17 protein-coding genes and 1 pseudogene are annotated in these 21426 nt (G+C 69.0%); 6 read left to right on the top strand and 12 right to left on the bottom strand.

Going from position 1 to position 21426, the window contains the following annotated elements:
- Positions 1-28 precede the first annotated feature (28 nt).
- The 3 genes from rmuC (at position 29) to EKL94_RS11820 (ending at position 2646) form a co-directional block, all read left to right on the top strand.
- The gene (gene rmuC, locus EKL94_RS11830) at positions 29-1564 is read left to right on the top strand and encodes a DNA recombination protein RmuC (protein ID WP_126929254.1); all 1536 of its coding nucleotides are present in this window, start codon (positions 29-31) and stop codon (positions 1562-1564) included.
- Between the two features lie 71 nt (positions 1565-1635).
- On the top strand, positions 1636-2034 hold the full coding sequence (locus tag EKL94_RS11825) for a hypothetical protein (protein WP_126929253.1): 399 nt from the start codon (positions 1636-1638) through the stop codon (positions 2032-2034).
- 66 nt (positions 2035-2100) lie between these two features.
- Positions 2101-2646, top strand: coding sequence for a glutathione peroxidase (locus EKL94_RS11820; RefSeq protein WP_126929252.1), 546 nt, complete (start codon positions 2101-2103; stop codon positions 2644-2646).
- An 85-nt stretch (positions 2647-2731) separates the two neighbouring features.
- Here the strand turns inward: EKL94_RS11820 and EKL94_RS11815 are convergent, their stop codons facing one another.
- The 6 genes from EKL94_RS11815 to EKL94_RS11790 are packed head-to-tail and all read right to left on the bottom strand — an operon-like array spanning position 2732 to position 6838.
- Complete coding sequence (locus tag EKL94_RS11815; RefSeq protein ID WP_126929251.1) at positions 2732-3757, bottom strand: MlaA family lipoprotein; 1026 nt, start codon at positions 3755-3757, stop codon at positions 2732-2734.
- 1 nt (position 3758) lies between these two features.
- On the bottom strand, positions 3759-4070 hold the full coding sequence (locus EKL94_RS11810) for an STAS domain-containing protein (protein WP_126929250.1): 312 nt from the start codon (positions 4068-4070) through the stop codon (positions 3759-3761).
- The gene (locus EKL94_RS11805; protein WP_088028135.1) at positions 4060-4722 is read right to left on the bottom strand and encodes an MlaC/ttg2D family ABC transporter substrate-binding protein; all 663 of its coding nucleotides are present in this window, start codon (positions 4720-4722) and stop codon (positions 4060-4062) included. The genes EKL94_RS11810 and EKL94_RS11805 overlap by 11 nt, the downstream gene beginning before the upstream one ends.
- The gene (gene mlaD, locus EKL94_RS11800) at positions 4719-5243 is read right to left on the bottom strand and encodes an outer membrane lipid asymmetry maintenance protein MlaD (RefSeq protein WP_010487482.1); all 525 of its coding nucleotides are present in this window, start codon (positions 5241-5243) and stop codon (positions 4719-4721) included. Before mlaD ends, EKL94_RS11805 begins: the two co-directional genes overlap by 4 nt.
- A gap of 57 nt (positions 5244-5300) precedes the next feature.
- Positions 5301-6050: an MlaE family lipid ABC transporter permease subunit gene (locus EKL94_RS11795; RefSeq protein WP_005414955.1), complete on the bottom strand. Its 750-nt coding sequence runs from the start codon at positions 6048-6050 to the stop codon at positions 5301-5303.
- On the bottom strand, positions 6050-6838 hold the full coding sequence (locus tag EKL94_RS11790; RefSeq protein ID WP_126929249.1) for an ABC transporter ATP-binding protein: 789 nt from the start codon (positions 6836-6838) through the stop codon (positions 6050-6052). Before EKL94_RS11790 ends, EKL94_RS11795 begins: the two co-directional genes overlap by 1 nt.
- A 189-nt stretch (positions 6839-7027) precedes the next feature.
- Between EKL94_RS11790 and recC the strand changes: the two genes are divergently transcribed.
- The 3 genes from recC to recD are packed head-to-tail and all read left to right on the top strand — an operon-like array spanning position 7028 to position 15932.
- Entirely contained in the window at positions 7028-10375 is a 3348-nt protein-coding gene (gene recC / locus EKL94_RS11785) for an exodeoxyribonuclease V subunit gamma (RefSeq protein ID WP_126929248.1), read from the top strand.
- On the top strand, positions 10372-14052 hold the full coding sequence (recB, locus tag EKL94_RS11780; protein ID WP_126929247.1) for an exodeoxyribonuclease V subunit beta: 3681 nt from the start codon (positions 10372-10374) through the stop codon (positions 14050-14052). Before recC ends, recB begins: the two co-directional genes overlap by 4 nt.
- Positions 14049-15932, top strand: coding sequence for an exodeoxyribonuclease V subunit alpha (gene recD / locus EKL94_RS11775; protein WP_126929246.1), 1884 nt, complete (start codon positions 14049-14051; stop codon positions 15930-15932). The genes recB and recD overlap by 4 nt, the downstream gene beginning before the upstream one ends.
- A gap of 185 nt (positions 15933-16117) precedes the next feature.
- On the opposite strand, the gene EKL94_RS11770 is transcribed toward recD, so the two are convergent.
- From EKL94_RS11770 to EKL94_RS11745, 6 genes and pseudogenes are all read right to left on the bottom strand, one after another.
- Positions 16118-16516 (bottom strand): hypothetical protein, encoded by a 399-nt coding sequence (locus EKL94_RS11770; protein ID WP_126929245.1) that lies wholly within the window; start codon positions 16514-16516, stop codon positions 16118-16120.
- 48 nt (positions 16517-16564) lie between these two features.
- Positions 16565-18604, bottom strand: coding sequence for an FUSC family protein (locus EKL94_RS11765; RefSeq protein WP_126929244.1), 2040 nt, complete (start codon positions 18602-18604; stop codon positions 16565-16567).
- 3 nt (positions 18605-18607) lie between these two features.
- Entirely contained in the window at positions 18608-20068 is a 1461-nt protein-coding gene (locus EKL94_RS11760; protein WP_126929243.1) for an efflux transporter outer membrane subunit, read from the bottom strand.
- Positions 20065-20982, bottom strand: coding sequence for an efflux RND transporter periplasmic adaptor subunit (locus tag EKL94_RS11755; RefSeq protein WP_185830021.1), 918 nt, complete (start codon positions 20980-20982; stop codon positions 20065-20067). The genes EKL94_RS11760 and EKL94_RS11755 overlap by 4 nt, the downstream gene beginning before the upstream one ends.
- Entirely contained in the window at positions 20979-21188 is a 210-nt protein-coding gene (locus EKL94_RS11750; RefSeq protein ID WP_005411696.1) for a DUF1656 domain-containing protein, read from the bottom strand. The genes EKL94_RS11755 and EKL94_RS11750 overlap by 4 nt, the downstream gene beginning before the upstream one ends.
- A 111-nt stretch (positions 21189-21299) precedes the next feature.
- Positions 21300-21426 (bottom strand): annotated as a pseudogene (locus EKL94_RS11745) (hypothetical protein); the annotation flags it as partial.

Here is a 21426-nt window from a genome sequence, read left to right as displayed (position 1 = left end):
TGAGACTCGGCCAGCCTACACTTGCCCCATGCAAACCGAATATCTGCTCATTGGCGGCCTTCTATTGGCCGTGCTCATCCTGCAGCTGGTCGCCCTGCTGCGCCGTCCGCCGCATGACCGCCTGGAACAGGCGGTGCGTGAGGAGGCGCGCGCCGGGCGCAGCGAGCTGCGCGAACAACTCGATGGCTTCGCCCGCGCGCTGACCGATCTGTCCACCCGCACCGACCAGCGCCTGGACCTGCTGCGCGAAGCACTGGGCGAAGATGCCCGCAAGGCGCGCGCCGAAGCGGCCGAGAGCCAGCAGCGGGGCGCGGCGTTGATGGGACAGCGGCTGCAGGAACTGCGCGGCCAGCTGGAGACCTTCGGCCAGCAGCAGGAAGCCCGCATCCATGCGTTTGGCCAGCAGCTGCAGGAGCTCACCGGGCGTACCGATACCCAGCTCGGCGCGCTGCGCCAGACCCTGGTGGACGATGCACGCAAGGGCCGCGAGGAGGGCGCGCAGTCGCAGCAGCGGCTGACCGAAAGCCTTGGCCTGCGCCTGCAGGAACTGACCCAGCGCAACGAGCAGCGCATCGCCGAGATGCGCACGACGCTGGAAGAACAGCTGCGCGCGCTGCAGAGCGACAATGCGCAGAAGCTGGAACAGATGCGCGTGACGGTGGATGAAAAGCTGCAGTCCACCCTGGAAACACGCCTGGGCCAGTCCTTCAAGTTGGTCTCGGAGCGTCTGGAACAGGTGCAGCGTGGCCTCGGCGAGATGCAGCAGCTGGCCACCGGCGTGGGTGACCTCAAGCGCGTGCTGACCAACGTCAAGACGCGCGGCAGCTGGGGTGAAGTACAGCTGGAGAACATCCTCGAGCAGACCCTGATCCAGGAGCAGTACGCGCGCGGGGTGAAGGTACGCCCGGATAGTGGCGAGATGGTCGATATCGCCGTGCGCCTGCCGGGCCGCAGCAGCGATGACACGCCGGTGTGGCTGCCGATCGACTCCAAGTTCCCACGCGAAGACTACGAGCGCCTGCTGGACGCGCAGGAACAGGGCGACGCCGAACTGGTACGCGTGCAGGGTACGCAGCTGGAGCGTGCGGTGAAGGTGCAGGCCAAGTCGATCTGCGAGAAGTACATCGTGCCGCCGCACACCACCGACTTCGCGGTGATGTTCCTGCCCACCGAAGGCCTGTATGCCGAGGTGATCCGGCGCCCCGGCCTGGTCGATCTGCTGCAGCGTGACCACCGTGTGGTGGTCGCCGGGCCGACCACGATCACCGCACTGCTCAACAGCCTGCAGATGGGTTTCCGCACGCTGGCCATCGAGAAGCGGTCCAGCGAGGTGTGGAGCCTGCTGGGTGCGGTGAAGACCGAGTTCGGCAAGTTTGGCGATGTGCTGGACAACGTGAAGGCCAAGCTGGACCAGGCCAGCAAGCAGATCGACCAGACCGGGGTACGCACCCGCGCGATCGCCCGCAAGCTGAGGGACGTCGAGTCGCTGCCGGTTGAGCAGAGCCGCCAGTTGCTGCCGGACGCGCTGCCGGCTGAGGAAGGTAGTGACGGCGACGAGGCCTGAGCCACGCTGACACGCCGCCTGCATCGCCGATGCGTATGCTGGCGGCCTGTCCGCTTCGATCAGGTATCGTCATGCGCCTGCGCCGCTTCACCAGCCTTGTCCTGACCGCGCTGCTTGCCGCCTGCAGCAGCACACCACCGGCTGCCGATACGGCGGCGGCACCCGCCGCAGCCACCAGCCCCGAAGCGGCCGAGGCGTACCGCGAAGCGCGCGACGTCGACTGCCAGGCAGCCGGCGGGACCCTGCAGCGGCTCGGCCGGCTGCAGCGCGAGCAGTGCGTGATTCCCCATGCCGACGCCGGCAAGGCCTGCAGCCGCAAGAGCGACTGCAGCGGCCAGTGCCTGGCCACGGGCGACGTGGCCGCCGGCAGTGCCGCCACCGGTACCTGCCAGCGCGACGTGCGCCAGAATTTCGGCTGCCGCCAGCGCATTGATGACGGCAAGGCACAGGGCACGATCTGCGTGGATTGATCGTCGTGCCGGCATCGTGCGGCGCTATGCTGGTGGGCCATTCCCCGTTGTTGCCGGAGCCCCCGCGTGAGCACCTCGATCCAGGACATTTCCCTCACCACCATCGACGGCCAGCCGTCCTCGCTTGCCGACTACCAGGGCAAGGTGCTGCTGCTGGTCAACGTCGCCTCCAAGTGCGGCCTGACCCCGCAGTACGAAGGCCTGCAGGCGCTGTATGCGGAAAAGCACGCGCAGGGCCTGGAAGTGCTGGGCTTCCCCGCCAACAACTTCCTGGGCCAGGAGCCGGGCAGCGAGGCGGAGATCCAGCAGTTCTGCCAGCTCACCTACGACGTCAGCTTCCCGATGTTCTCCAAGATCAGCGTGGCCGGTGACGACACCCACCCGCTGTACCAGCAGCTGACCGCCGCCCAGCCGCAGTCGATCGGCGAAGGCCCGCTGCGTGAGCGCCTGGCCAGCAAGGAGATCCCGATCCACGCAGCACCGGCGGTGCTGTGGAACTTCGAGAAGTTCCTGGTTGGCCGCGACGGCAGGGTCATCGCGCGCTTTGCCCCGGACGTGGCTGCCGATGACGCGCGCCTGCGCGAGGCCATCGAGGCCGCGCTGGCCGCCTGAGGAAAGCGTGCCAACCGAGGTTGGCACCTGCCGGAAAAGAAAAACCCCGCCGAGGCGGGGTTTTTTCATGCACGGCCTGCAGCGATCAGTTGCTCCAGCTCGGCATCGGCATCGCATCCACCGGGATCGGCGAATTGGCATCGTCGTGGCCACGGTCGCGCTTGCTGCGCAGATCGTTCTCGATCTGGTAGTTGCGGCGCTGCATCCATGCATCGCGTACCAGCGAGTATTCGTCCACGGCGGTGTCACGCAGGTCGTCGATCGCCAGCAGCTGCGCGCGGGTATCGACCAGCTGCAGGCCCTGCAGGCCGATGCGGATCTTGTCCTCTTCGATGCGGCGGATCGGCGACAGCGGAATGTCACCGGCCAGGCCGAACACATCGCGCACGGTACGCGGGCCGAAGAACGGCAGTTCCACGTAGCGCGAACGCCGCCAGCCCCAGGCACCCAGGGTCTGGCCGAAGTCTTCATTGCGACGCGGCACCATCGCCTTGCTGGCCGGATCGAACAGGCCGCCGATACCCAGCGTGCTGTTCATCAGGAAGCGGCCGAGGCTGTCCCACGCATCGGCACCGCGGCCCTGCAGCAGCTGGTTGGTGATGGTCACCGGTGCGCGCAGGTTGCTGAAGAAGTTGCTGACGCCGGTGCGGGCGAAGCGCGGCACCACGTGGGTGTAGGCCGTGGCCAGCGGGCGCGCGATGCCACGGTCAACCGCGTTGTTGAAGGTGTGCACCTTGCGGTTGAACGGTTCCCACGGATCGTAGGCCGCCGCGCTGCCGGTGTTGCCGGCGCCGCCATAGAGGGCATCGAAGTCGTCATCACCACCGGGTGCGGTCGCCGCTGCGGCCCTGGCCGCATCGGTGTCGGCGCTGCGGGCCGGTGTGGATGGCGGCGTGGTCGGCGGCGTGGTCGGCGCAGCTGCGGCAACCACGGCTGCGGCCGGCGCGGTATCGACCGTAGCCGGATCGGTGGTCGGGGCGGAGGCCTCGGCGATGGTGCTGGCCGGGACCGCGGTGCTGGCTGCCGGTGCATCGCTGCGTGCGGGCTTGCCGGCGCAGGCGGTCAGGGCGGTGGCCAGGACGATCAGGGGGAAAGTGCGTACGACGTTCATGTCAGCTCGCAGCAGAAGTAGCGTTGAAATCCAGGTCGGGCGACAGCCGGTAGGCTGCGCTCAGCTCGTTGTAGCCGGCCGGCGCGCCGGAGACTGCCAGCGGGTGACCGCACTTGCGCGCGCGCGCGGCCAGTTCGGCCAGCAGCGCCAGGCCGGCGCTGTCCACGCGTTCGACCTCACCCAGCTCCAGCCGTGACAGCTTCGCCGGCAGGGCCTGCAGCTGCGGCCACAGCGCGATCACCGCGGCACGGTCGAGCACCCCGCGCAGGCGCAGGGTGTCGCCTTCCAGCAGCGCCAGCGCGTTACTTGCCATTGCCCGCGGGCCCGGCCTGCATGCTGCCGCTGTGCAGCTCGGTGGCCACCTGCTTGATGCCCTTCTGGCGCAGCGGGGTATCAAACTGGTTGCGGAAGGTCTGCACGTAGGAAATGCCTTCGATGTTGACGTCGAAGATCTTCCACTGGCCGTTCACGTTGCGCATCCAGTACTCGACCGGGGTCGGCTCGTTGCCGGCGCGGACCAGTTCGGTGCTCACGCGCACGCCACGATTGCCCGGCAGCGGGCTTTCACCCTTCAGGCGGAAGCTCGGCTTGCCCTGGATGTTGAGCAGGGTCGAGCCGTAGCGCTGCATCAGGCTGTCGGCCATCGCATCGGCGAACAGCTTGATGTCGGCGTCGGAGGCGCCGCGGGCGTGCGGGCCCAGCACCAGGCGCGCGGCGTAGTCGCGGTCGAAGGTGCGGGTCAGCTCGCTGTCGATGTAGCTGCGCAGGCTGGCCGGGTTGCTGGTGAACTCGCTCTTGCGCTGCTGCAGCGTGGACAGGATGCGGCTGCTGGCATCGATCACCACCTTGCCGGCCTGGCCCTGCGTTGCGGCAGCGGCAGGCGCGGCAGCCTGGGCCTGGGCGAGGAACGGAGTGGCCGCCAGCAGCGCCGAGGCGAGCAGGGCCGGGATCAGTTTCATCTTCATGGTTGCGGTTCCGTTGCAGGCGCCTGCGCGCCATCGTTGGGCTTCTGAGCAGCGCCGCCACCGGCGCCGCCACTGAACATGTACTTGCCGACCAGCTGGATCAGGTCCACCGCCGGCTGGGTGAAGACGATCTCGTCGCCGGCCTTGAGCACGTCCGGATCACCGCCCGGCTGCAGACCGATATAGCTCTCGCCGAGCAAACCACTGGTGAAGATGCCGGCGGAGGTGTCGGCCGGCAGGTCCTTGACCTTGCTGTCCATGCGCAGGGTCACGATCGATTCGAACTTCACCGGGTCCAGGTCGATCGAAGCGACCTGGCCGACGGTGACGCCGCCGATCTTCACCGGCGCCTGCTTGCGCAGCTGGCCGACCTGGGAGAAGCGCGCCTTCAGGTCATAGCCTTCGCTGCCCCAGCTCCAGCGCTGGTTGGTCGAGGCCACGGCCAGCACCATCAGCGAGGCCAGGGCCAGCAGCAGGAAGGCGCCGACGGAAAATTCGAGTCTGGGACCGCGGATGGCCATGTGGATTACCTGATCGAGTCGTTGTGGCCGCGCGCATGCGCACCGCCGGTGGAGGGGTTAGGTGAACAACATTGCCGACAGCACGAAGTTGAACATCAGCACCAGCAGCGAGGCGTTGACCACCGCACGGGTGGTCGCCACCGAGGTACCCTCGATGGTCGGCTCGGCATGGAAACCAACATAGGCGGCGACCAGCGCGGCAGTGCCGCCGAAGATCGCCGACTTCAGCATCGCCACGCCGAAGTCGTCCCAGAAGTCCACGCTGTTGCGCAGCGCCGACCAGAACACGCCGTTGTCCAGGCCCAGCACGTGTACCGCTTCGAAGTAGCTGGCGCTGATCGCCAGCGAACAGAAGATGCCGGTCAGTAATGGCACGGTCAGCACCGCCGCCCAGAAGCGCGGCGCCACCGCCTTGGCCACCGGGTCGATCGCCATCAGCTCCAGCGCCTTGATCTGGTCGGTGGCACGCATCAGGCCCAGTTCGGCGGCGATCGAGCTGCCGGCGCGGCCGATGAACAGCAGCGCGGTCAGCACCGGTGCCAGCTCGCGGTACAGCGACAGGCCGAGCAAAGTCGACAGCGCGTCGGCCGCGCCGAAGGTGGTCAGCGTGCGGTAGCCCTGCAGGGTCAGCACCAGGCCGACGAAGGCACCGCCGACGGCGATGATCGGCAGCGAGCGCGCGCCGATCTTGTAGATCTCGCGGGTCAGCTCGGCCAGGAAATCACGCGTGGGCAGCGAACCGCGCAGCACGGTCAGCGAGAACAGGCCGGCGCGGCCAAGCGAGCGGGTGGCTTGGACGAACGGCATCAGGCAACCCTCGCGCGTGGCGCGGCATCGAACGGGATGGGGCCATCGGGCTGGCCGTGCAGGAACTGCTGCAGCAGCGGGTCCTGGCTGGACTGCAGTGCCTCGGGCGTGCCCTGGAACACGATGCCGCCATTGGCGATCGCGATCACCTGGTCGCAGATCGGCAGGGTCTCGTGCACGTGGTGGCTGACGATGATGCTGGTCAGGCCCAGGCTGTGGTTGAGGCGCTGGATCAGGCTCATGATCACCCCCGAGGCGATCGGGTCCAGCCCGGTGAGCGGCTCGTCGTAGATCATCAGCGGCGGATCCAGCGCCAGTGCACGGGCCAGCGCCACGCGGCGGGCCATGCCACCGGACAGCTCGCGCGGCCAGGCATCGGCGGCGGCCAGCAGGCCCACCGCATGCAGCTTCATCTGCACCAGCCGGCGCAGTACGGCGGTCGGCAGGCGGGTGTGCGTGCGCAGCGGCAGGGCGACGTTCTCGGCCACGGTGAGGTCGGTCAGCAGGCCGTTGCCCTGCAGCAGCACGCCCACGCTCTTGCGCATTTCCAGCAGCGCGCCGCTGTCATGCGGAATCGGCTTGCCGAACAGGGTGACCTCACCGGCGACCGGGCGCAGTTCGCCGGTCAGCGCCGCCAGCAGGGTCGACTTGCCGCTGCCGGACGGACCCAGCACCGCAGTGATGCTGCCCTTGGGCACCTGCAGCGACACGTCGCGCAGGATCGTGCGTCCGCTCCGGTCGATGCGGACGTTGGATAACTGCACCAGACTGGAGGTGGAAGCCGACATGGGCACCATTAACGTTTTTTAGACATCGAAGGATCGGGCCCGTCGGCTGAACATAAGCAGACTGGACGGTCCAGTATTGTGGCATGGCAGGACCCTTGCCAGGCCGGGACAATCGGCCGGCAGCCCGGAACAATCCGTACCGGCGACGGGCTGACCATTGAATACTGCCTGCCGTCCTGCACACTGTGCATGATGAGTGACCCAGGCAGCGATTTCCGCCTCTACCATTCCAACTCCCTGGACGTGCTGGCTGCGCTGCTGGCGCGCAACGTGCGTGCGCCGGTACCGGGCCAGCCACTGCTGGCGCCGGAAGTGGTGTTGATCCCGCAGGTGGCGATGCGGCGTTGGCTGCAGGCGACACTGGCGGCCGAGTTCGGTGTGGCTGCCAACCTCGAATTCCTCACCCCGGGTGAGTTCGTGGCGCGCGCGCTGAAGGCCAACGTCAGCGGTGAGCAGGACGATCTGGACGCGGCTGGCCTGCACTGGAAGCTGTACCAGGCACTGCGCGACCCGGCGTTGCTGGCGCAGCCACCGATGCGCGCGCTGCAGTCCTATCTTGCCGGTGACGACGCATTGAAACCGTGGGCGCTGGCCGGCGAGCTGGCCTCGGTGTTCGAGAAGTACCAGGCCTGGCGCCGTGACTGGTTGCTGCGCTGGGCCGCCGGTGCCGATCCGGCCGATCCGCAGGCGATCCTGTGGCGCACCATCACCCATGGCCACGACTACCGCGCCCGCCGCATCCAGGAGTACCTGGACCGCTTCGAAGGCGCCGGCCAGCCGCTGCCGCAGGGCTTGCCGCCGCGCATGTCTGCGTTCGCGACGCTCAACATCTCGCCCGACGTGCTGCGGGTGATGGCCACCCAGGCGCGGGTGGGCGAGCTGCATTTCTATATGCCGACCCCGGTGCACTCGTACTGGGGCGACCTGCAGACGCTGGCCGAGCGCCTGCGCAGCGGCGCGCCCGATCCCTTCGGTGAAGCGGCCGGCGAGAACCGCCTGCTGGAAGCCTGGGGTGCGGCCGGGCGCGACTTCATGGCGGTGCTGGGCAGCTACGAGGTGGTGCATCCGGCCGGCGAGATCGCCGCCTATTCCGATCCGGAGGAGGACACCCGGCCGACCCTGGACGAAGGCGGCCTGTCCGACAGCCTGCTGCATCGCCTGCAGCGCGACCTGTTCCATCGCCGCGCGCTGCCCTCGGGCGAGCTGCGCGATGGCCTGCGCAGCGACGACCCCAGCCTGCAGGTACATGCCTGCCACACCCGCCTGCGCGAGCTGCAGGTGCTGCACGACCAGCTGCGCAGCCTGCTGCAGGACCCGCGCTTCGACCCGCCGCTGCAGGCGCGCGAGATCGCGGTGCTGGCGCCGGACATCGATCCCTACGTGCCGTACCTGGAAGCGGTGTTCGGCGGCCGTGGGGGCGACGAGGAACACATTCCGTATGCGCTCGCCGACAGCAGTCCGCTGGCGGGCGAGCCGTTGGCCGATGTGTTCGTGCACCTGCTGGGCCTGCCGGTCTCGCGCTTTGGCTTGAACGAAGTGCTGGATCTGCTGGCCAGCGCGCCGCTGGCCGAAGCGGCCGGGCTGGAAGCGGTGGACTTCGACCGTCTGCATGGCTGGCTGCAACAGGCCGGTGCACGCTGGGGCCTGGACGCGAAACACCGCAACCAGCACCAGGCACCGGCCGACGACGCCTACACCTGGCAGTTCGCGCTGGATCGCCTGGTACTCGGCCATGCCACCGGCAGCGAGGCCGACCTGGCCGGGGTGGCGCCGTGGGTCGAACTGGAAGGCGGCGCGCTGGACGCGCTGGACCGGCTGCTGCGCCTGCTGCGCGTGCTGGCCATCTACCAGCGCCGACTGGGCGAGCTGCTGACCCCGGCGCAATGGCGACAGCGCCTGCTGTCGCTGCTGGATGCACTGCTGCCGACCGCGCCCAGCTCGTCCAACAGCCAGCGCGCGCTGGAGCGTCTGCGCAAGCTGCTCAACCAGTTTGCCGACGATGCCGCCAAGGCCGGCTTCGCGGAAGGCGTGCCGCCGGAGGTGGTGCGTTCGCACTTCGCCGGCGCGCTGGGCGAGGCCGATACGCGCGCACCGCTGCTGACCGGTGGCATCAGTTTCGGCCGCATGGTGCCGATGCGCCTGCTGCCATTCCGGGTGATCTGCGTGCTGGGCCTCAACGACGGTGATTTCCCGCGCCGTGACCCGGCTGCTGGTCTCAACCAGCTCACCGCCGAGCTGGATACGCCGCGCCGCCGTCCGGGCGACCGCTCCACCCGCGAGGATGACCGCTTCCTGTTCCTGCAGCTGTTCGCCGCCGCGCAGGAGGTGTTCTATCTCAGCTATCTCGGCGCCGACCCGCGCGATGGCAGCGTGCGCGAGCCGTCGGTACTGGTCAGCGAACTGATCGATGCCGCCGCCGCGTATCACCTCGATCCGCCTGCGGCGGTCCGCGACCTCACCGTGCGTCATGCCCTGCAGCCGTTCTCGCCAGCCGCGTTCGGCGATGGCGATCCACGCCGTTTCAGCTATCGCCGCCAATGGCATCCGGCTGCCGGCCGCCTCACCGGCCAGCGCGGCGGCCTGCAGCCGTGGTTCGATGCACCGTTGCCGCCGCCGCTCGACGATGCGGTGGAAAACGAGGTCGCGCTCGACACCCTGCGCCGCTTCCTGTGCGACCCGGCAGGGCAGTTCCTCGCACAGTCGCTGGGCCTGCGCCTGGCCGACGATGTCGAGGAGGTTGATGACCTGGAACCGCTGGTGCTGTCCTCGCGCGGGCCGGAAAAGCGCAGCGTGCAGGCGGCGGTGGTGCGCGCCACGCTCAGCGGCGATACCGAGCCGTTGTACCCGCGGCTGCGCGCGCGTGGACTGCTGCCGTCGGGTCCATTGGGCGAGCGTCAGTTCGAGGTGGAGCAGTTGAAGACGCGCCCGTATGCCAGCGCATTGCTGGGCTGGATGCAGGGCGAACCATTGGAAAGCCGTCGCTACGAAGTGGACATCGATGGCGTGCGCCTGCATGGCCGCGTGGCTGATCGTCATCCCGAAGGCCTGGTACGCCTGCGTGCCGGCACGCTCAATGGCAATGCAGTGATCCGCCAGGGCCTGGACTGGCTGCTGGCCAACGCCGCTGGCGACGCGCTGCCACTCGTGCAGTTCCACGATGGCGGTGACGCCGGTCCCGGCCCGCATGTGCTGCCGGCATTGAGTGCTCCCGCTGCACGCGCGGCACTGCGTGCGCTGCTGCAGCTGCGCCAGCGTGGCCTGCGTGAGCCGCTGCGCTTTGCCCCGTATACCGGCTGGGTGCTGTACAACGCGCCGACAGAAAAACAGCGCAGCGAAGGCTGGAAGCAGTGGCACGGCAGCGACCGCAGCTGGGGTGAATCCAGCAGCGACGCCTGGCAGCTGCTGCTGCGCGGTGCCGACCCGTTCGCCACCGATGCCAGCTACGCCGACCTGCTGCGCAACAGCCAGGTGGTCTTCAGCGCGGTGCGCGAAGGCCGCACTCTCGGCACCGAAGCGCGCCAGGAGGGCAACCCATGAACACCGCCATCGCCGAAGACGGCATCGAATCCCTCAGCCGCGATCCCTACCTGGCCCTGCCGCTGGAGGGCATCCGGCTGATCGAAGCCAGCGCCGGCACCGGCAAGACCTTCACCCTGGCCACATTGTTCACCCGCCTGGTGGTGGAGCAGGGCCTGCGCATCGGCCAGATCCTGGCGGTGACCTTCACCGATGCCGCCACCCAGGAACTGCGCAAGCGCATCCGCGAGCGCCTGGCGCTGGCCGCGCGCCTGGTCGATCTGGAACCGGCCGAGGGCGAAGCACCGGACGTGCGATTGACCCGCGACGTGCTGCAGCGCCATCTGCAGGGTGGCACCGAGAGTGCCACAGCACTGAAACGCCGCCTGCAGGTGGCCGCCGACGAGATCGACCTGGCGTCCATCTTCACCATCCACGGCTTCTGCACCCGCGTGCTGCGCGAGCATGCGCTGGAAAGCGGCCACACCTTTGATCCGCCGGAACTGCTGGCCAGCGATCGTGAGTTGTTGGAGGAGCTGGCCGCTGATCTGTGGCGCGTGCATGCCAATGACCCGGCCACGCTGGAGCCGCTGACCTGGCTGTGGTCCAACCCGGACGCGCTGGCCGCCGATCTGCGCGCGCTGCTGGGCACACCGCCGCTGCACCCGTTGCCACGGCCGGTGGCGCTGGCCGATCCACACCCGGCATTGCAGAGCGCGGCGGAAGCCCTGTCCGCAAGCGTGCGTGAGCATGGCGAGCAGTTCTTCATCGACCTCTGCGATGCGGTCGACAACAAGTGGCTCAACGGCGTGTCGTACAAGCTGGGCTGGCTGCACCCGCTGGGCCGGCAGTTGCTGGCCTGGGCCGGGCGCGCCGACTCGCGCGAGCTGCTGGCCAGCGATCGTCTGCCGGCACTGCTGCCGGAGGTGCTGGCCGACAAGACCAACAAGAAGTTCCCGGATCGCACGCCGTCGTCGCCTTTGCAGGCGCCGTTGGCGCGCTATGTCGCGCTGCTGGCCGAACGCGATGCCTGGCTGCGTGGTACCGCGCTGAATTTCCTGCACACGCTTCGCGCCGAAGCCACGCAGCGGCTGCGGGTGCTGAAGCGCACGCGCCGGGTACAGACCTACGACGATCTGATCGATGGCGTAGCACTCGCCCTGGAAGGCCCGCAGCGACTGATGCTGGTCAGGCAGCTGCGCGCGCAGTACCGCATCGCGCTGGTCGATGAGTTCCAGGATACCGACGACCGCCAGTGGGGCATCTTCCACACCGTGTTCGGCGATTCGCCGGAGGTGCGCGAGCTGGGCCTGGCGCCGGCGCTGTTCCTGATCGGCGACCCCAAGCAGGCGATCTACGGTTTCCGCGGCGGTGATATCCACACCTACCTGAAGGCCAAGCAGGTGGCGCAGCAGGCGCCGGTGCTGGACCAGAACTTCCGCTCGCGACCGTCTGTGCTGCGCGCGTTGCAAGCGCTGTACGACAATGGTGGCGAAGACGCCTTCCTCGAACGCGACATCCAGTTCGAGCCGGTGCGGCCCGGTGGCGTGCGCGGCGATGCGGACTACCTGCGCGACGGCCAGGCCGCCATGGCACTCACCCTGCGCGTGCTGCGCAGTGGCGGTGACAAGGCGATGAGCGCCGATGCCTCGCGCGATGCGGCGACCCAGGCCTGCGTGGCCGCGATTCACCAGATCCTGGTCGATGCGCGCGCGGGCAATGCCATGTTGCGTGGGCGACCGGTGCAGCCGGGTGACATGGCGGTGCTTGTGCGCTCGCATCGCGAGGCCACCCTGGTACAGCGCGCGCTGGCTGCGGTTGGCATTCCGGCGGTGGCAGCGGGCAAGCAGAGCCTGTTCGCCACTGCTGAAGCCCGCGATCTTCGTGCGCTGCTGCTGGCGTTGCTGCAACCGGCCGACGAAGGCCGCCTGCGTGCGGTGCTGGCCACCGTGCTGCTTGGCCAGCGGGCCAGCGCGATCGCGGCGATGGAGCGCGAGGGCGACCTGCAACGCGGGTTCCAGGCGCAGCTGCTGCACTGGCGCGAGCGCTGGCAGCGCGGCGGACCGTTCGCAGTGATTGCCGATGTCTGCGCCGCACAGGGTGAACGCCTGCTGGCGCTGATCGATGGCGAGCGCCGCCTGACCAATTACCTGCAGCTGGGTGAACTGCTGCAGGAAGCTTCGGCGCAGGCGCTGGGCATGCACGGGCTGCTGGACTGGCTGCAGGGGCAGATGGCCAGCGCCGACCAGGATGACGAGCAGCAGCTGCTGCGCCTGGAATCGGATGCGCGCCGCGTGCAGATCATCACCCTGCACAAGAGCAAGGGCCTGGAGTATCCGCTGGTGTTCCTGCCGTTTGTCGGCATCGACGGCGGCGCACCGAACACCGCCTCGCACTGCACCGTGCACGTCGGCGGCGAGCGCCAGCTGCACTGGAAGCTGGACAAGGACGAGGCCTGGGAAGCGGCCAGCACGCAGCGTGAGCGCGAGCAGCGCGCCGAGGATGCGCGCCTGCTGTATGTGGGACTGACCCGTGCCGAGCATGCGCTGTGGATCGCCGTGGGTGATCTGGCCGGGCTCGGCAAGACGCGTCTGGCGCCGCTGCTGGGTGACCTGCAGGCGCTGCGCGCGCATGCCGATGTGCACATCGATGACAGTGAGGCACCGGCCGCGCTGCCGCAGCTGGCGGCCGAAGTGGAAGGTGATCTTCCGGCGGTGCGTGCTCTGACCCGGCGCGTGCCGCACGACTGGTGGGTGTACAGCTTCACCCAGCTGGCCCACGCGGACGCCGGTGCCGGCAACGATATCGAAGCGGCCGCCACCGAGCTGCCGGCACCGGCCGCCGACGAACCGGCCGGCCCGGAGCTGCCGCTGGAACCGGCGCTGCCCGAACCTGCCGCCGTCGTCGAAGACAGCGCGCCGATCGACCCGCGCTTCATGGGCAGCCGCTTCGGCAATGTGCTGCACGAGGCGATGGAGAACGTCGACTTCGCCGCATGGGGTGACTGGCATCCGGGCCTGGAAGCCCCTGAGGGCCAGGCCAAGGTACTGCGCAAGGCGCTGCATGACGAAGGCTATGCCGACGTCGACCTGGACGATGGCGTGGCGGTGCTGGTGCCGCTGGTCGGTCACACGCTGACCGTGCCGCTGCCCGAAGGCGGTGCGCTGCACAGCCTGGGTGAAGGCGAGCGCCGCGCGGAAATCGACTTCCATTTCGCCATCGAGCCGACCACGGTGCCGGCACTGCTGCAGGTGCTGCATGCGCACGGCGTTTCCAGCGGTCGTCGAGGCTTCGGCCAGCGCCGTCGGCTGGAAGGGTTGATGACCGGCATGATCGACCTGACCTACGTGCGCGACGGGCGCTGGTATGTGCTCGACTACAAGTCCAACCGCCTGCCCGGCTACAGCCCGGACCTGCTGGCCATTGCCATGCGCCACAGCGAGTACGACCTGCAGGCGCTGATCTATACCGTGGCCCTGCATCGCTGGCTGCGCTTCCGCCTGGGCGCGGCCTACGACTACGAGCGCGACATGGGCGGCATCCGCTACCTGTTCTGCCGCGGCCTGGATGGCACCGGCAATGGCGTGCATGTGGACCGCTTCCCGCTGGCGCTGGTGGATGCACTGGATGCGTTGTTCGCCGGTGGCGAACAGGCCCAGGCCGAACTGGCCGCACGTGCCCGTGGAGCCAGCGCATGAGCTTGCTCCACGAGTTGTATCGCAACGGCCAGCTGCGAACTCTCGATCACGCACTGGCGACCAGCCTGCAACGCTTGCGGGAGGACACCCCTGACAGCGTGGCAGTGGCGGCCGCGCTGGCCTCGCTGGCGGTGTCGCAGGGCCACGCCGCATTCGACCCCGCGCAACCGCAGCGGTTGCTGGAAGGCGTGCCCGAGTGGCCTGCCGCGCACGACTGGCTGGCACAGTTGCGTGCATCGCCGTGGGTAGCGACGCCGGACCAGGCAGAGGCCATCGCCGAGGATGCGCCGCTGGTGCTGGAAAACGGCCTGCTCTACCTGCGCCGCTACCGTGAGTACGAGCGTCAGCTGGCCGCCGGCCTGCAGCGTATCGGCCGGCATCCGCTGCCGGCACCGGACATGACGGCGTTGGCGCCATTGTTCGGGCAGCTGTTCCCGCAGGCATCGGGCAGCGAGGATCACCAGGCACGCGCCGCCGGCGTGACCCTGCGCCATCCGCTGGCACTGGTCACCGGCGGCCCCGGCACCGGCAAGACCACCACCATCGCGCGCCTGTTGCTGCTGCTGGCCGCGCAGGCCCGGCACGCCGGCCAGCCGCTGCCCGAAGTGGCGCTGGCCGCGCCTACCGGGCGCGCCGCCGAGCGCATGGCCGAGAGCCTGCGCGTGGCCGTGCAACGGTTGCAGGAACAAGGGCTGGACCCGGCGTTGTGCACGGCGCTGCCCAGTACCGGCACCACCCTGCATCGCCTGCTCGGCGTGATTCCCGATTCACCACGCTTCCGCCACCACGCCGACAATCCGCTGCCGGTGGACGTGGTGGTGGTCGACGAAGCCTCGATGATCGATCTGCCGATGATGGCCAAACTGGTCGACGCGATCGCCAGCGGCACCCGGTTGATCCTGCTTGGCGATCCCGATCAGTTGCCGTCGGTCGAGGCCGGTGATGTGCTCAGCGCGATCCTGCGTGCCAGCGGCGACGGCATCGGCACCCGTGCCGACGACGCGCAGGCACTGCATGGTCTGCTGCTTCCGGCCACGCTGCAGCCGCAGGCGGCACCACGCGCCTTCGCTGGCCGCCGGGTGCAGTTGCAGCGGGGGTACCGGCAGAGCGATGCGCTGGACCTGGCACCGCTGGCGCATGCCGTGCGCGAGGGCGACAGCGCCGCCGCACTGCAGCTGCTGCGAAACGGTGCATTGGCTGGCGTGCATTTCCACGAAGGCGAAGCCGATCCATTGCGTGGCCAGCGCGAGCATCTGCTCGGCCACTGGCGCGCATTGGCCGACGCGGCCGATCCAGTGCTTGCCCTGCAGCAGGCCGGGCAACTGCGCGTGCTGACCGCGCTGCGCGAAGGCCCGCAGGGCGCGCGCGGGCTCAACAGCCGTATCGAACAACTGCTGGCCGGCAATACCCCGGGCTACTTCCAGGGTCGCCTGCTGCTGGTCACCGAAAACAGCTACCGGCACCGCCTGTTCAACGGCGATATCGGCATCTGCCTGCGCGATGGCAGCGGCGCGATGGTGGCCTGGTTCCCCGGCGACAGCGTCGACCAGCCGCGCGCCTTCCACCCGGCGGCACTGCCTGCGCACGAAAGCGCCTTCGCGATGACCGTGCACAAGGCGCAGGGCTCGGAGTTCGATGAGGTGTGGCTGCAGCTGCCACGCCAGGACAGCCGCGTGCTGTCACGCGAACTGGTCTACACCGGCCTGACCCGTGCCCGCCAGGTGCTGCATGTGGCGGGCAGCGCTGATGTGCTGCAGGCTGCGTTGAAACGCCACGCCAGCCGGTTGGGTGGCCTGGCCTGGCGGCTGGGTGCGGAAGAGGTGATCGAAGCGCCATCGACACCGATCGAAGAACCGACGGTGCAGGGCCAGCTGTTCTGACCTTAGTCCTTCCAGTTCCTCCAATCACAAGGCGCACCTTCATCCACGCATGGCGTGGATCTGCTGTGTCGACCAAGGTCGACACCCACCAGAAGCAAGCCATGCCACCCCGCCATCCCGCGGAGTGCAGGCTTTTGATGTTGACGTTGATTCGGCAGGTGCAGGGCGCAGCCCTGCCGCCCCCGTCATTCAGCGATGAGTACCAGCCCATCCGGGAACACGATCGCCGCATCATCGGCACTCACGTCGAAGAAGCCCACGCCGTGCTTCTCGGCCAGGTCCTGCACCCGCCCGTGCGCGCGCTCGGCCACCGAGTAGGCGAACGCGCCGTAGATCACCTCGCGGCCGATGCTGTACTCGGTCACCTCGGCACGGTCGTCATCGTCGTTGCTCAGTGGTCCGTTCAACGGCGGGAAGTCCTGCGCCATCTCCGCGAACCACGTCTGCAGCGCCGGGCTGCTGACCGCCGGGTCGTCGTACTCGTGGCGCTCGTTCCACTGCGTCTGCTTTTCGAACCAGGCGATGAAAGCCGCCGCCTCACGTGGGGCGGCGCTGGCCTCGAACACCATCATGTCGTAACTCATTGGAGCTTCCTGTGCAGAGCGGGGGCTGTGGACGCACAGGGTATCGCGCTACGGCAGTGCGGCCGCGCTCATCGCCAACCCCGGCGCCAACGCCTTCGCCTCCGGGAACAGCGCGAAGCGCAGGCCGATCAGGCCCATCAGGGCTTCATCGCGGGCCTTGCAGGCGGCCACGCTGCCGACCCGGCCCAGCGAGGTATCCAGCCGCTCGCGCAGCGCCTCGGCCGCCACAATGGGTTTGCGCGCGGCGATCTGCCGGCGGTAATGCACGGCGATCTCTTCCAGGATGTGTTCGACCGCTTCGCGGCTGCGCTCGGGCAGCTCCAGCCGGGCGCGGCGCAGCTGCAGGATGTTCAGGCCGATGCGTGCTTCATTGAGCATGTCCACCGAGGCGATGTCGCTGCCCTCCGGCGTTGCCGCCAGGCGCGGCGCGAGCAGTCCCAGCAGGTCGAGCATGCGTGCGGCGAAGCGCTGGCGGTCCTGCTGGCCACGTCCTTCGGCAGCTTCGGCCAGCGTGGTCCAACCCTGCCGCACCAGCCGGCGCGCGGTCCACTCGGCACCCACCGAACGGAACAGGCGGGTCATCACCACCGCAAAGCCAATGCCGATGAACATCGCGATGGACGAGTTGAGGAAGGTCTGGATGTTGGCGCTGTAGGTGTTCTGCAGGCTCAGCAGCGCGGCCAGGTTCACTGTCAGCGGCAGCGCGAACAGCGCGCTCTTGGGGTGGTGCAGCATCAGCCCCAGTGGCAGGAACGCCACCGCCAGCACCAGTGCCAGCAGGCCGAAGTCGTGCACCGCCGGGAACACGCCGAACAGGTACACGCCGGCCACCACCGAGGCGACCATCGCCCACACCAGGAACGACACCATGCTCGGCGCCGGGTCGTCCTGTGCGGCGAAGAACGCGGCGGTCACCGCGGCCATCATCGCGCCGTTGCCACCACCTTCCCAACCCAGCGCGATCCACAGCACGCAGTAGCTCATCAGCGCCACGCCGGCACTGAGCGCGGAGAACAGCGCCATGCCGTAGTCGACGTGCTTGTCGGCGGCTACGCGTTCGGTGCGGATGCGGTAGTGCGCGCGGTCCAGCGGCGCGGTGCCGTGGTCGATGGCGTGCTGCAGGGTGCGGCAGTCCTGCCACAGGTCCACCAGTTCCTCCAGGCGCAGCAGCAGGCTGGCCAGCTGCAGGTGCTGCAGGTCGCGGTCCACCTGCGGTTTCAGTGCGCTGATGCGCGCGCGCAGGCGGGCGTATTCGCTGGCGTTGGTCGGGCCATCCAGCCAGTCGTGGATGTCATCGACCAGCGCCGGCAGCCCTTCGGGCAGGGCCTGGCCATCGCTGCGCAGCGCACTCAGGCGGTCGGCAATCGAAGACAGCACCGGCAACAGCAGCAGCATGCGCTCGCGCAGGCGCTCCATCGACACCGCCGAACCGGCATGGCGCGGATCGTCACGGCGCAGGAACTCGATCAGTGCCTCGAACTGCACCAGGTCGGCGGCCAGCCGGTTGCGTGGCGCGTGTGCGCGGCCACGTTCAAGGATCTGCCGGCACCACTGCGCGGCGTCCTCCATCCAGTTGCCGATGCGGGCGCGCAGCATCGGGCGCACCGAGGCCGGGAACAGCAGCGAAGCAAACAGCACTGCCACCACCGTGCCGAGGATGATCTCCTCGCTGCGTGCCACCACCGTGTCGAAAATGGATTCCGGCGAGGTCACCGCCGGAAAGCCGATGAAGGCGGTGGTGTAGCCGGCCAGCAGGAACGCGTAGCCGCGCGGACCGCGGTTGAGCAGGGCCATGAACAGGCAGCCGGCCAGCCAGATCGACATCGCCGCGCTCAGCACCAGCGGCGTTTCCACCAGCGCCGGCAGCACCAGCAGGGTGGCCAGGCCGGCCACCAGGGTGCCAACGATGCGGTACACGCCCTTGGCCCGGGTTGGGCCCAGCAGCGGCTGGCTGACGATGTACACCGTGCCCATCGCCCAGTACGGGCGCGACAGGTTGCCGGCCATGGCGATGTACAGCGCGGCCACCGCGGCCAGGTAGGTCTTGATCGAGAACAGCCAGGCCTGGCGGTCGGTCAGCGCGTTCATGGCTTACTTCGCTGCGGTCGAGGCGTTGGGCGCGGCGGCGCTGGCCTGCCAGCCACCACCCAATACCAGGAACAGGTGGATCTGGTCGCGCGAGACCTGCGCTTCGGCGGCCGCCAGGGTGGCATCGCTGGTGGCCAGGCTGCGGTCGGCATCCAGGCTGGACAGGTACGGCGTGCGGCCACCCTGGTACAGCCGGCGGTTCTGCTCGGCGGCCAGCGCGGCCTGCTCCTGCGCGATGCGCAGCGACTGCAGCCGGCGCAGGTCCTGCGCATAGCGGTCCAGCGCGGTCTGGGTCTCGCGCAGTGCCTGCAGCACGGTGTGGTCGAACTCGGCCAGGGCCGCATCGGCACCGGCTTCGGCAGCGTGGATGCGTGCGTGCGTGCCGGACGACGGCAGCGTCCACGAGATCAGCGGGCCGATCGACCACTGCTGGGTCATTGGCGTGCCGAAGTCCTCCAGCAGGCCGGCGGCACCGAGCGAGGCCCCCAGGCGGATGTCCGGGTACAGCTCGGCGGTGGCCACACCAATCCGCGCCGTGGCCGAGGCCAGCTTGCGCTCGGCCTGGCGCACGTCCGGGCGGCGCTGCAGCAGTGCGCGGCCATCACCGACCGGCAACGGCTGCGCTAGGTGGGGGGCATGTGCACAGTCGATCACGCCGGCTGGCAACTGGCCCGGTGTCTGGCCCAGCAGCGCGGCCAGCGAATACGCTGCTGCAGAACGCTGCGCATGCAGCGGCGGCAGTGCAGCTTCCAGCAGCGCCACCTGGGCATTGGCGCGGGCCAGTTCCGGTGGCGTACCGCGACCGGCCGCAATCAGGCGTTCGGTGACCGTGCGGCTGCGCTGCTGCAGCTGCAGCGAATGCTCGGCCACGTGCAGTTCGTGGTTGGCATGGCAGATCTCCAGGTAGCTGTCGGCCACCTGTGCCACCACGCTGACCTGGGCCAGGTCGCGCGCCGCAGCGACCGACTGCTCGTCGGCACGCGCTGCTTCGGCGCCGCGCTTGAGCTTGCCGAACAGGTCGAACTGGTAGCTGACCGCGAACTTGCCATCGGCCAGGTTGATCACCGGCAGCTCGTGCTCCTGCAGGAACGATTCGGCCGACAGCTGCGCGCGGCTGACGCCGGCCTCGGCCTCGTACTCGAAGCCACCGGCGTCCAGCGCCTGTTCGTACACCGCCGCGGCACGACGCAGATGTGCATCGGCGGCCTTCAGCTCGACGTTGTCGCGCAGCGCCTGGGTGATCAGGCCGTCCAGCACCGGGTCGTTGTACAGCGACCACCAGCGGTCGGGCAGCGCCTGGTTGGCGGCCACCTGCGGGTTCTGCGTATCGATGAAGGCCGCATTGGCCTCCGGGCGCTTGAACGCCGACCCTTCCGGCAGCGCGTAGTCGGGGCCGACGGTCCTGCATGCGGCCAGGCTGGCCAGCGCGACGATCAGGCCAAGACGGGGCAGGGCAGCGTTCACAGGCCCGCCTGTGTCGGTGCGGTGCCGGCCTTGTCGTTGTGCGGATGGCGGCCGGTGTCCACGGTCACCGTGGCGGTGCGACCGGCGATCAGTTCCACGCCCTTGGGTACTTCGTCGATGGCGATGCGCACCGGAATGCGCTGCGCCAGCCGCACCCAGTCGAAGGCCGGGGTCACGTTCGGCAGCAGGGTGCTGCCGTTGCTGCGGTAGCGGTCCTCGATGCCGGCGGCGATGCTCTCGACATGGCCGCGCAGCGGGGCCGATTCGCCCATCAGGCGGATGTCCACGCTCTGCCCCGGGGCCACGCCTCGCAAGCGGGTTTCCTCGAAGTAGCCATCGATGCGGAACGAGCCGGTATCCAGCAGCGCCAGCACCGGCTTGCCGGCCACCACGTAGTCGCCCACGCGCATGGTGCGGTCGTTGACGCGGCCGTCGGCCGGTGCGCGCACCTCGGTGCGGCCCAGGTTGAGCTCGGCCAGGTCGACCGCCGCCTGTGCGGTGGCCAGCGCGGCCTGTGCGGCCTGCAGCTTGGCGCGGCGCACTTCGGCGTCCTCGGCGGCCACCAGGTCCTGCAGGCTGCGGTCACGGCCGATCTCGCGGCGCAGCTGTGCCACCGAGGCCTGGCGCTCGCCCAGGCTGGCGCGGGCCTGCTCCAGCGCGATGCGGTAGCGGGCGCGGTCGACCACGAACAGCAGGTCGCCCTTCTTCACCGCCTGGTTGTCGGCCACCTGCACCGTTTCCACCAGCCCGGACACGTCCGGCGCCACCTGCACCACGTCGGCACCGACATGCGCATCGCGGGTCCACGGCTCATCCATGTAATAGACCCACAGCTGGCGCAGCACCAGCAGGGCGACGATCACGGCTGCGCTGGTGAGCAGCACCGGCAGGGTCTTCTTCACGATCTTGTTCACGATTGCATCCAACGCAGGAGGTGGAACAGCAGGCCAAGCACGATCCCGTACAGCGCCAGGTTGAACAGCGGCGGGTGCCAGATATGGCGATAGGCACCGGCACGCTGCAGCAGCGCGTGCAGGCCGCTGTTGACCAGATAGGCCAACAACATCAACCCGAGCAGGGTCGGGACGAACACTCCGTGGAGACTGAATTCACCGGGCATCGGTAGGGGCGGGGGCGAGGAGGGGGCCTTGGGTCAAGGTACCCGGGGCGTTGGGGGGCTGGAGAAGGCGAGTGCCGGGGAAGGGTGAGGGGTGTGAAGGGGGCAGGTGGGGGCCAGCGTGTGCAGTGACGCCTGTTCCTCACGTCCGTCGAAGTGCTCCAGCAGGGCGCCGGTGCTGATGTCCGGGCGTTGCTCGACCAGGTCCAGCAGCTCCAGCAGCAGCTCCACGCCGGGCAGG

The sequence above is a fragment of the Stenotrophomonas maltophilia genome (assembly GCF_003970865.1).
GTDB lineage: Bacteria > Pseudomonadota > Gammaproteobacteria > Xanthomonadales > Xanthomonadaceae > Stenotrophomonas > Stenotrophomonas maltophilia_AR.
The sequence above is the reverse complement of the archived record's forward strand: the minus strand, read 5'-3'. Positions and strand labels throughout refer to the sequence as shown.

Excerpts from the sequence above, each read along its gene's own strand:
- mlaD (WP_010487482.1), bottom strand. The coding sequence starts at position 5,243 with ATGGCCATCCGCGGTCCCAGACTCGAATTTTCCGTCGGCGCCTTCCTG.
- EKL94_RS11825 (WP_126929253.1), top strand. The coding sequence starts at position 1,636 with ATGCGCCTGCGCCGCTTCACCAGCCTTGTCCTGACCGCGCTGCTTGCC.
- EKL94_RS11805 (WP_088028135.1), bottom strand. The coding sequence starts at position 4,722 with ATGAAGATGAAACTGATCCCGGCCCTGCTCGCCTCGGCGCTGCTGGCG.
- recD (WP_126929246.1), top strand. The coding sequence starts at position 14,049 with ATGAGCTTGCTCCACGAGTTGTATCGCAACGGCCAGCTGCGAACTCTC.
- EKL94_RS11765 (WP_126929244.1), bottom strand. The coding sequence starts at position 18,604 with ATGAACGCGCTGACCGACCGCCAGGCCTGGCTGTTCTCGATCAAGACC.
- EKL94_RS11795 (WP_005414955.1), bottom strand. The coding sequence starts at position 6,050 with ATGCCGTTCGTCCAAGCCACCCGCTCGCTTGGCCGCGCCGGCCTGTTC.
- rmuC (WP_126929254.1), top strand. The coding sequence starts at position 29 with ATGCAAACCGAATATCTGCTCATTGGCGGCCTTCTATTGGCCGTGCTC.
- recC (WP_126929248.1), top strand. The coding sequence starts at position 7,028 with ATGATGAGTGACCCAGGCAGCGATTTCCGCCTCTACCATTCCAACTCC.
- EKL94_RS11815 (WP_126929251.1), bottom strand. The coding sequence starts at position 3,757 with ATGAACGTCGTACGCACTTTCCCCCTGATCGTCCTGGCCACCGCCCTG.
- EKL94_RS11770 (WP_126929245.1), bottom strand. The coding sequence starts at position 16,516 with ATGAGTTACGACATGATGGTGTTCGAGGCCAGCGCCGCCCCACGTGAG.
- EKL94_RS11790 (WP_126929249.1), bottom strand. The coding sequence starts at position 6,838 with ATGTCGGCTTCCACCTCCAGTCTGGTGCAGTTATCCAACGTCCGCATC.
- recB (WP_126929247.1), top strand. The coding sequence starts at position 10,372 with ATGAACACCGCCATCGCCGAAGACGGCATCGAATCCCTCAGCCGCGAT.
- EKL94_RS11810 (WP_126929250.1), bottom strand. The coding sequence starts at position 4,070 with ATGGCAAGTAACGCGCTGGCGCTGCTGGAAGGCGACACCCTGCGCCTG.
- EKL94_RS11750 (WP_005411696.1), bottom strand. The coding sequence starts at position 21,188 with ATGCCCGGTGAATTCAGTCTCCACGGAGTGTTCGTCCCGACCCTGCTC.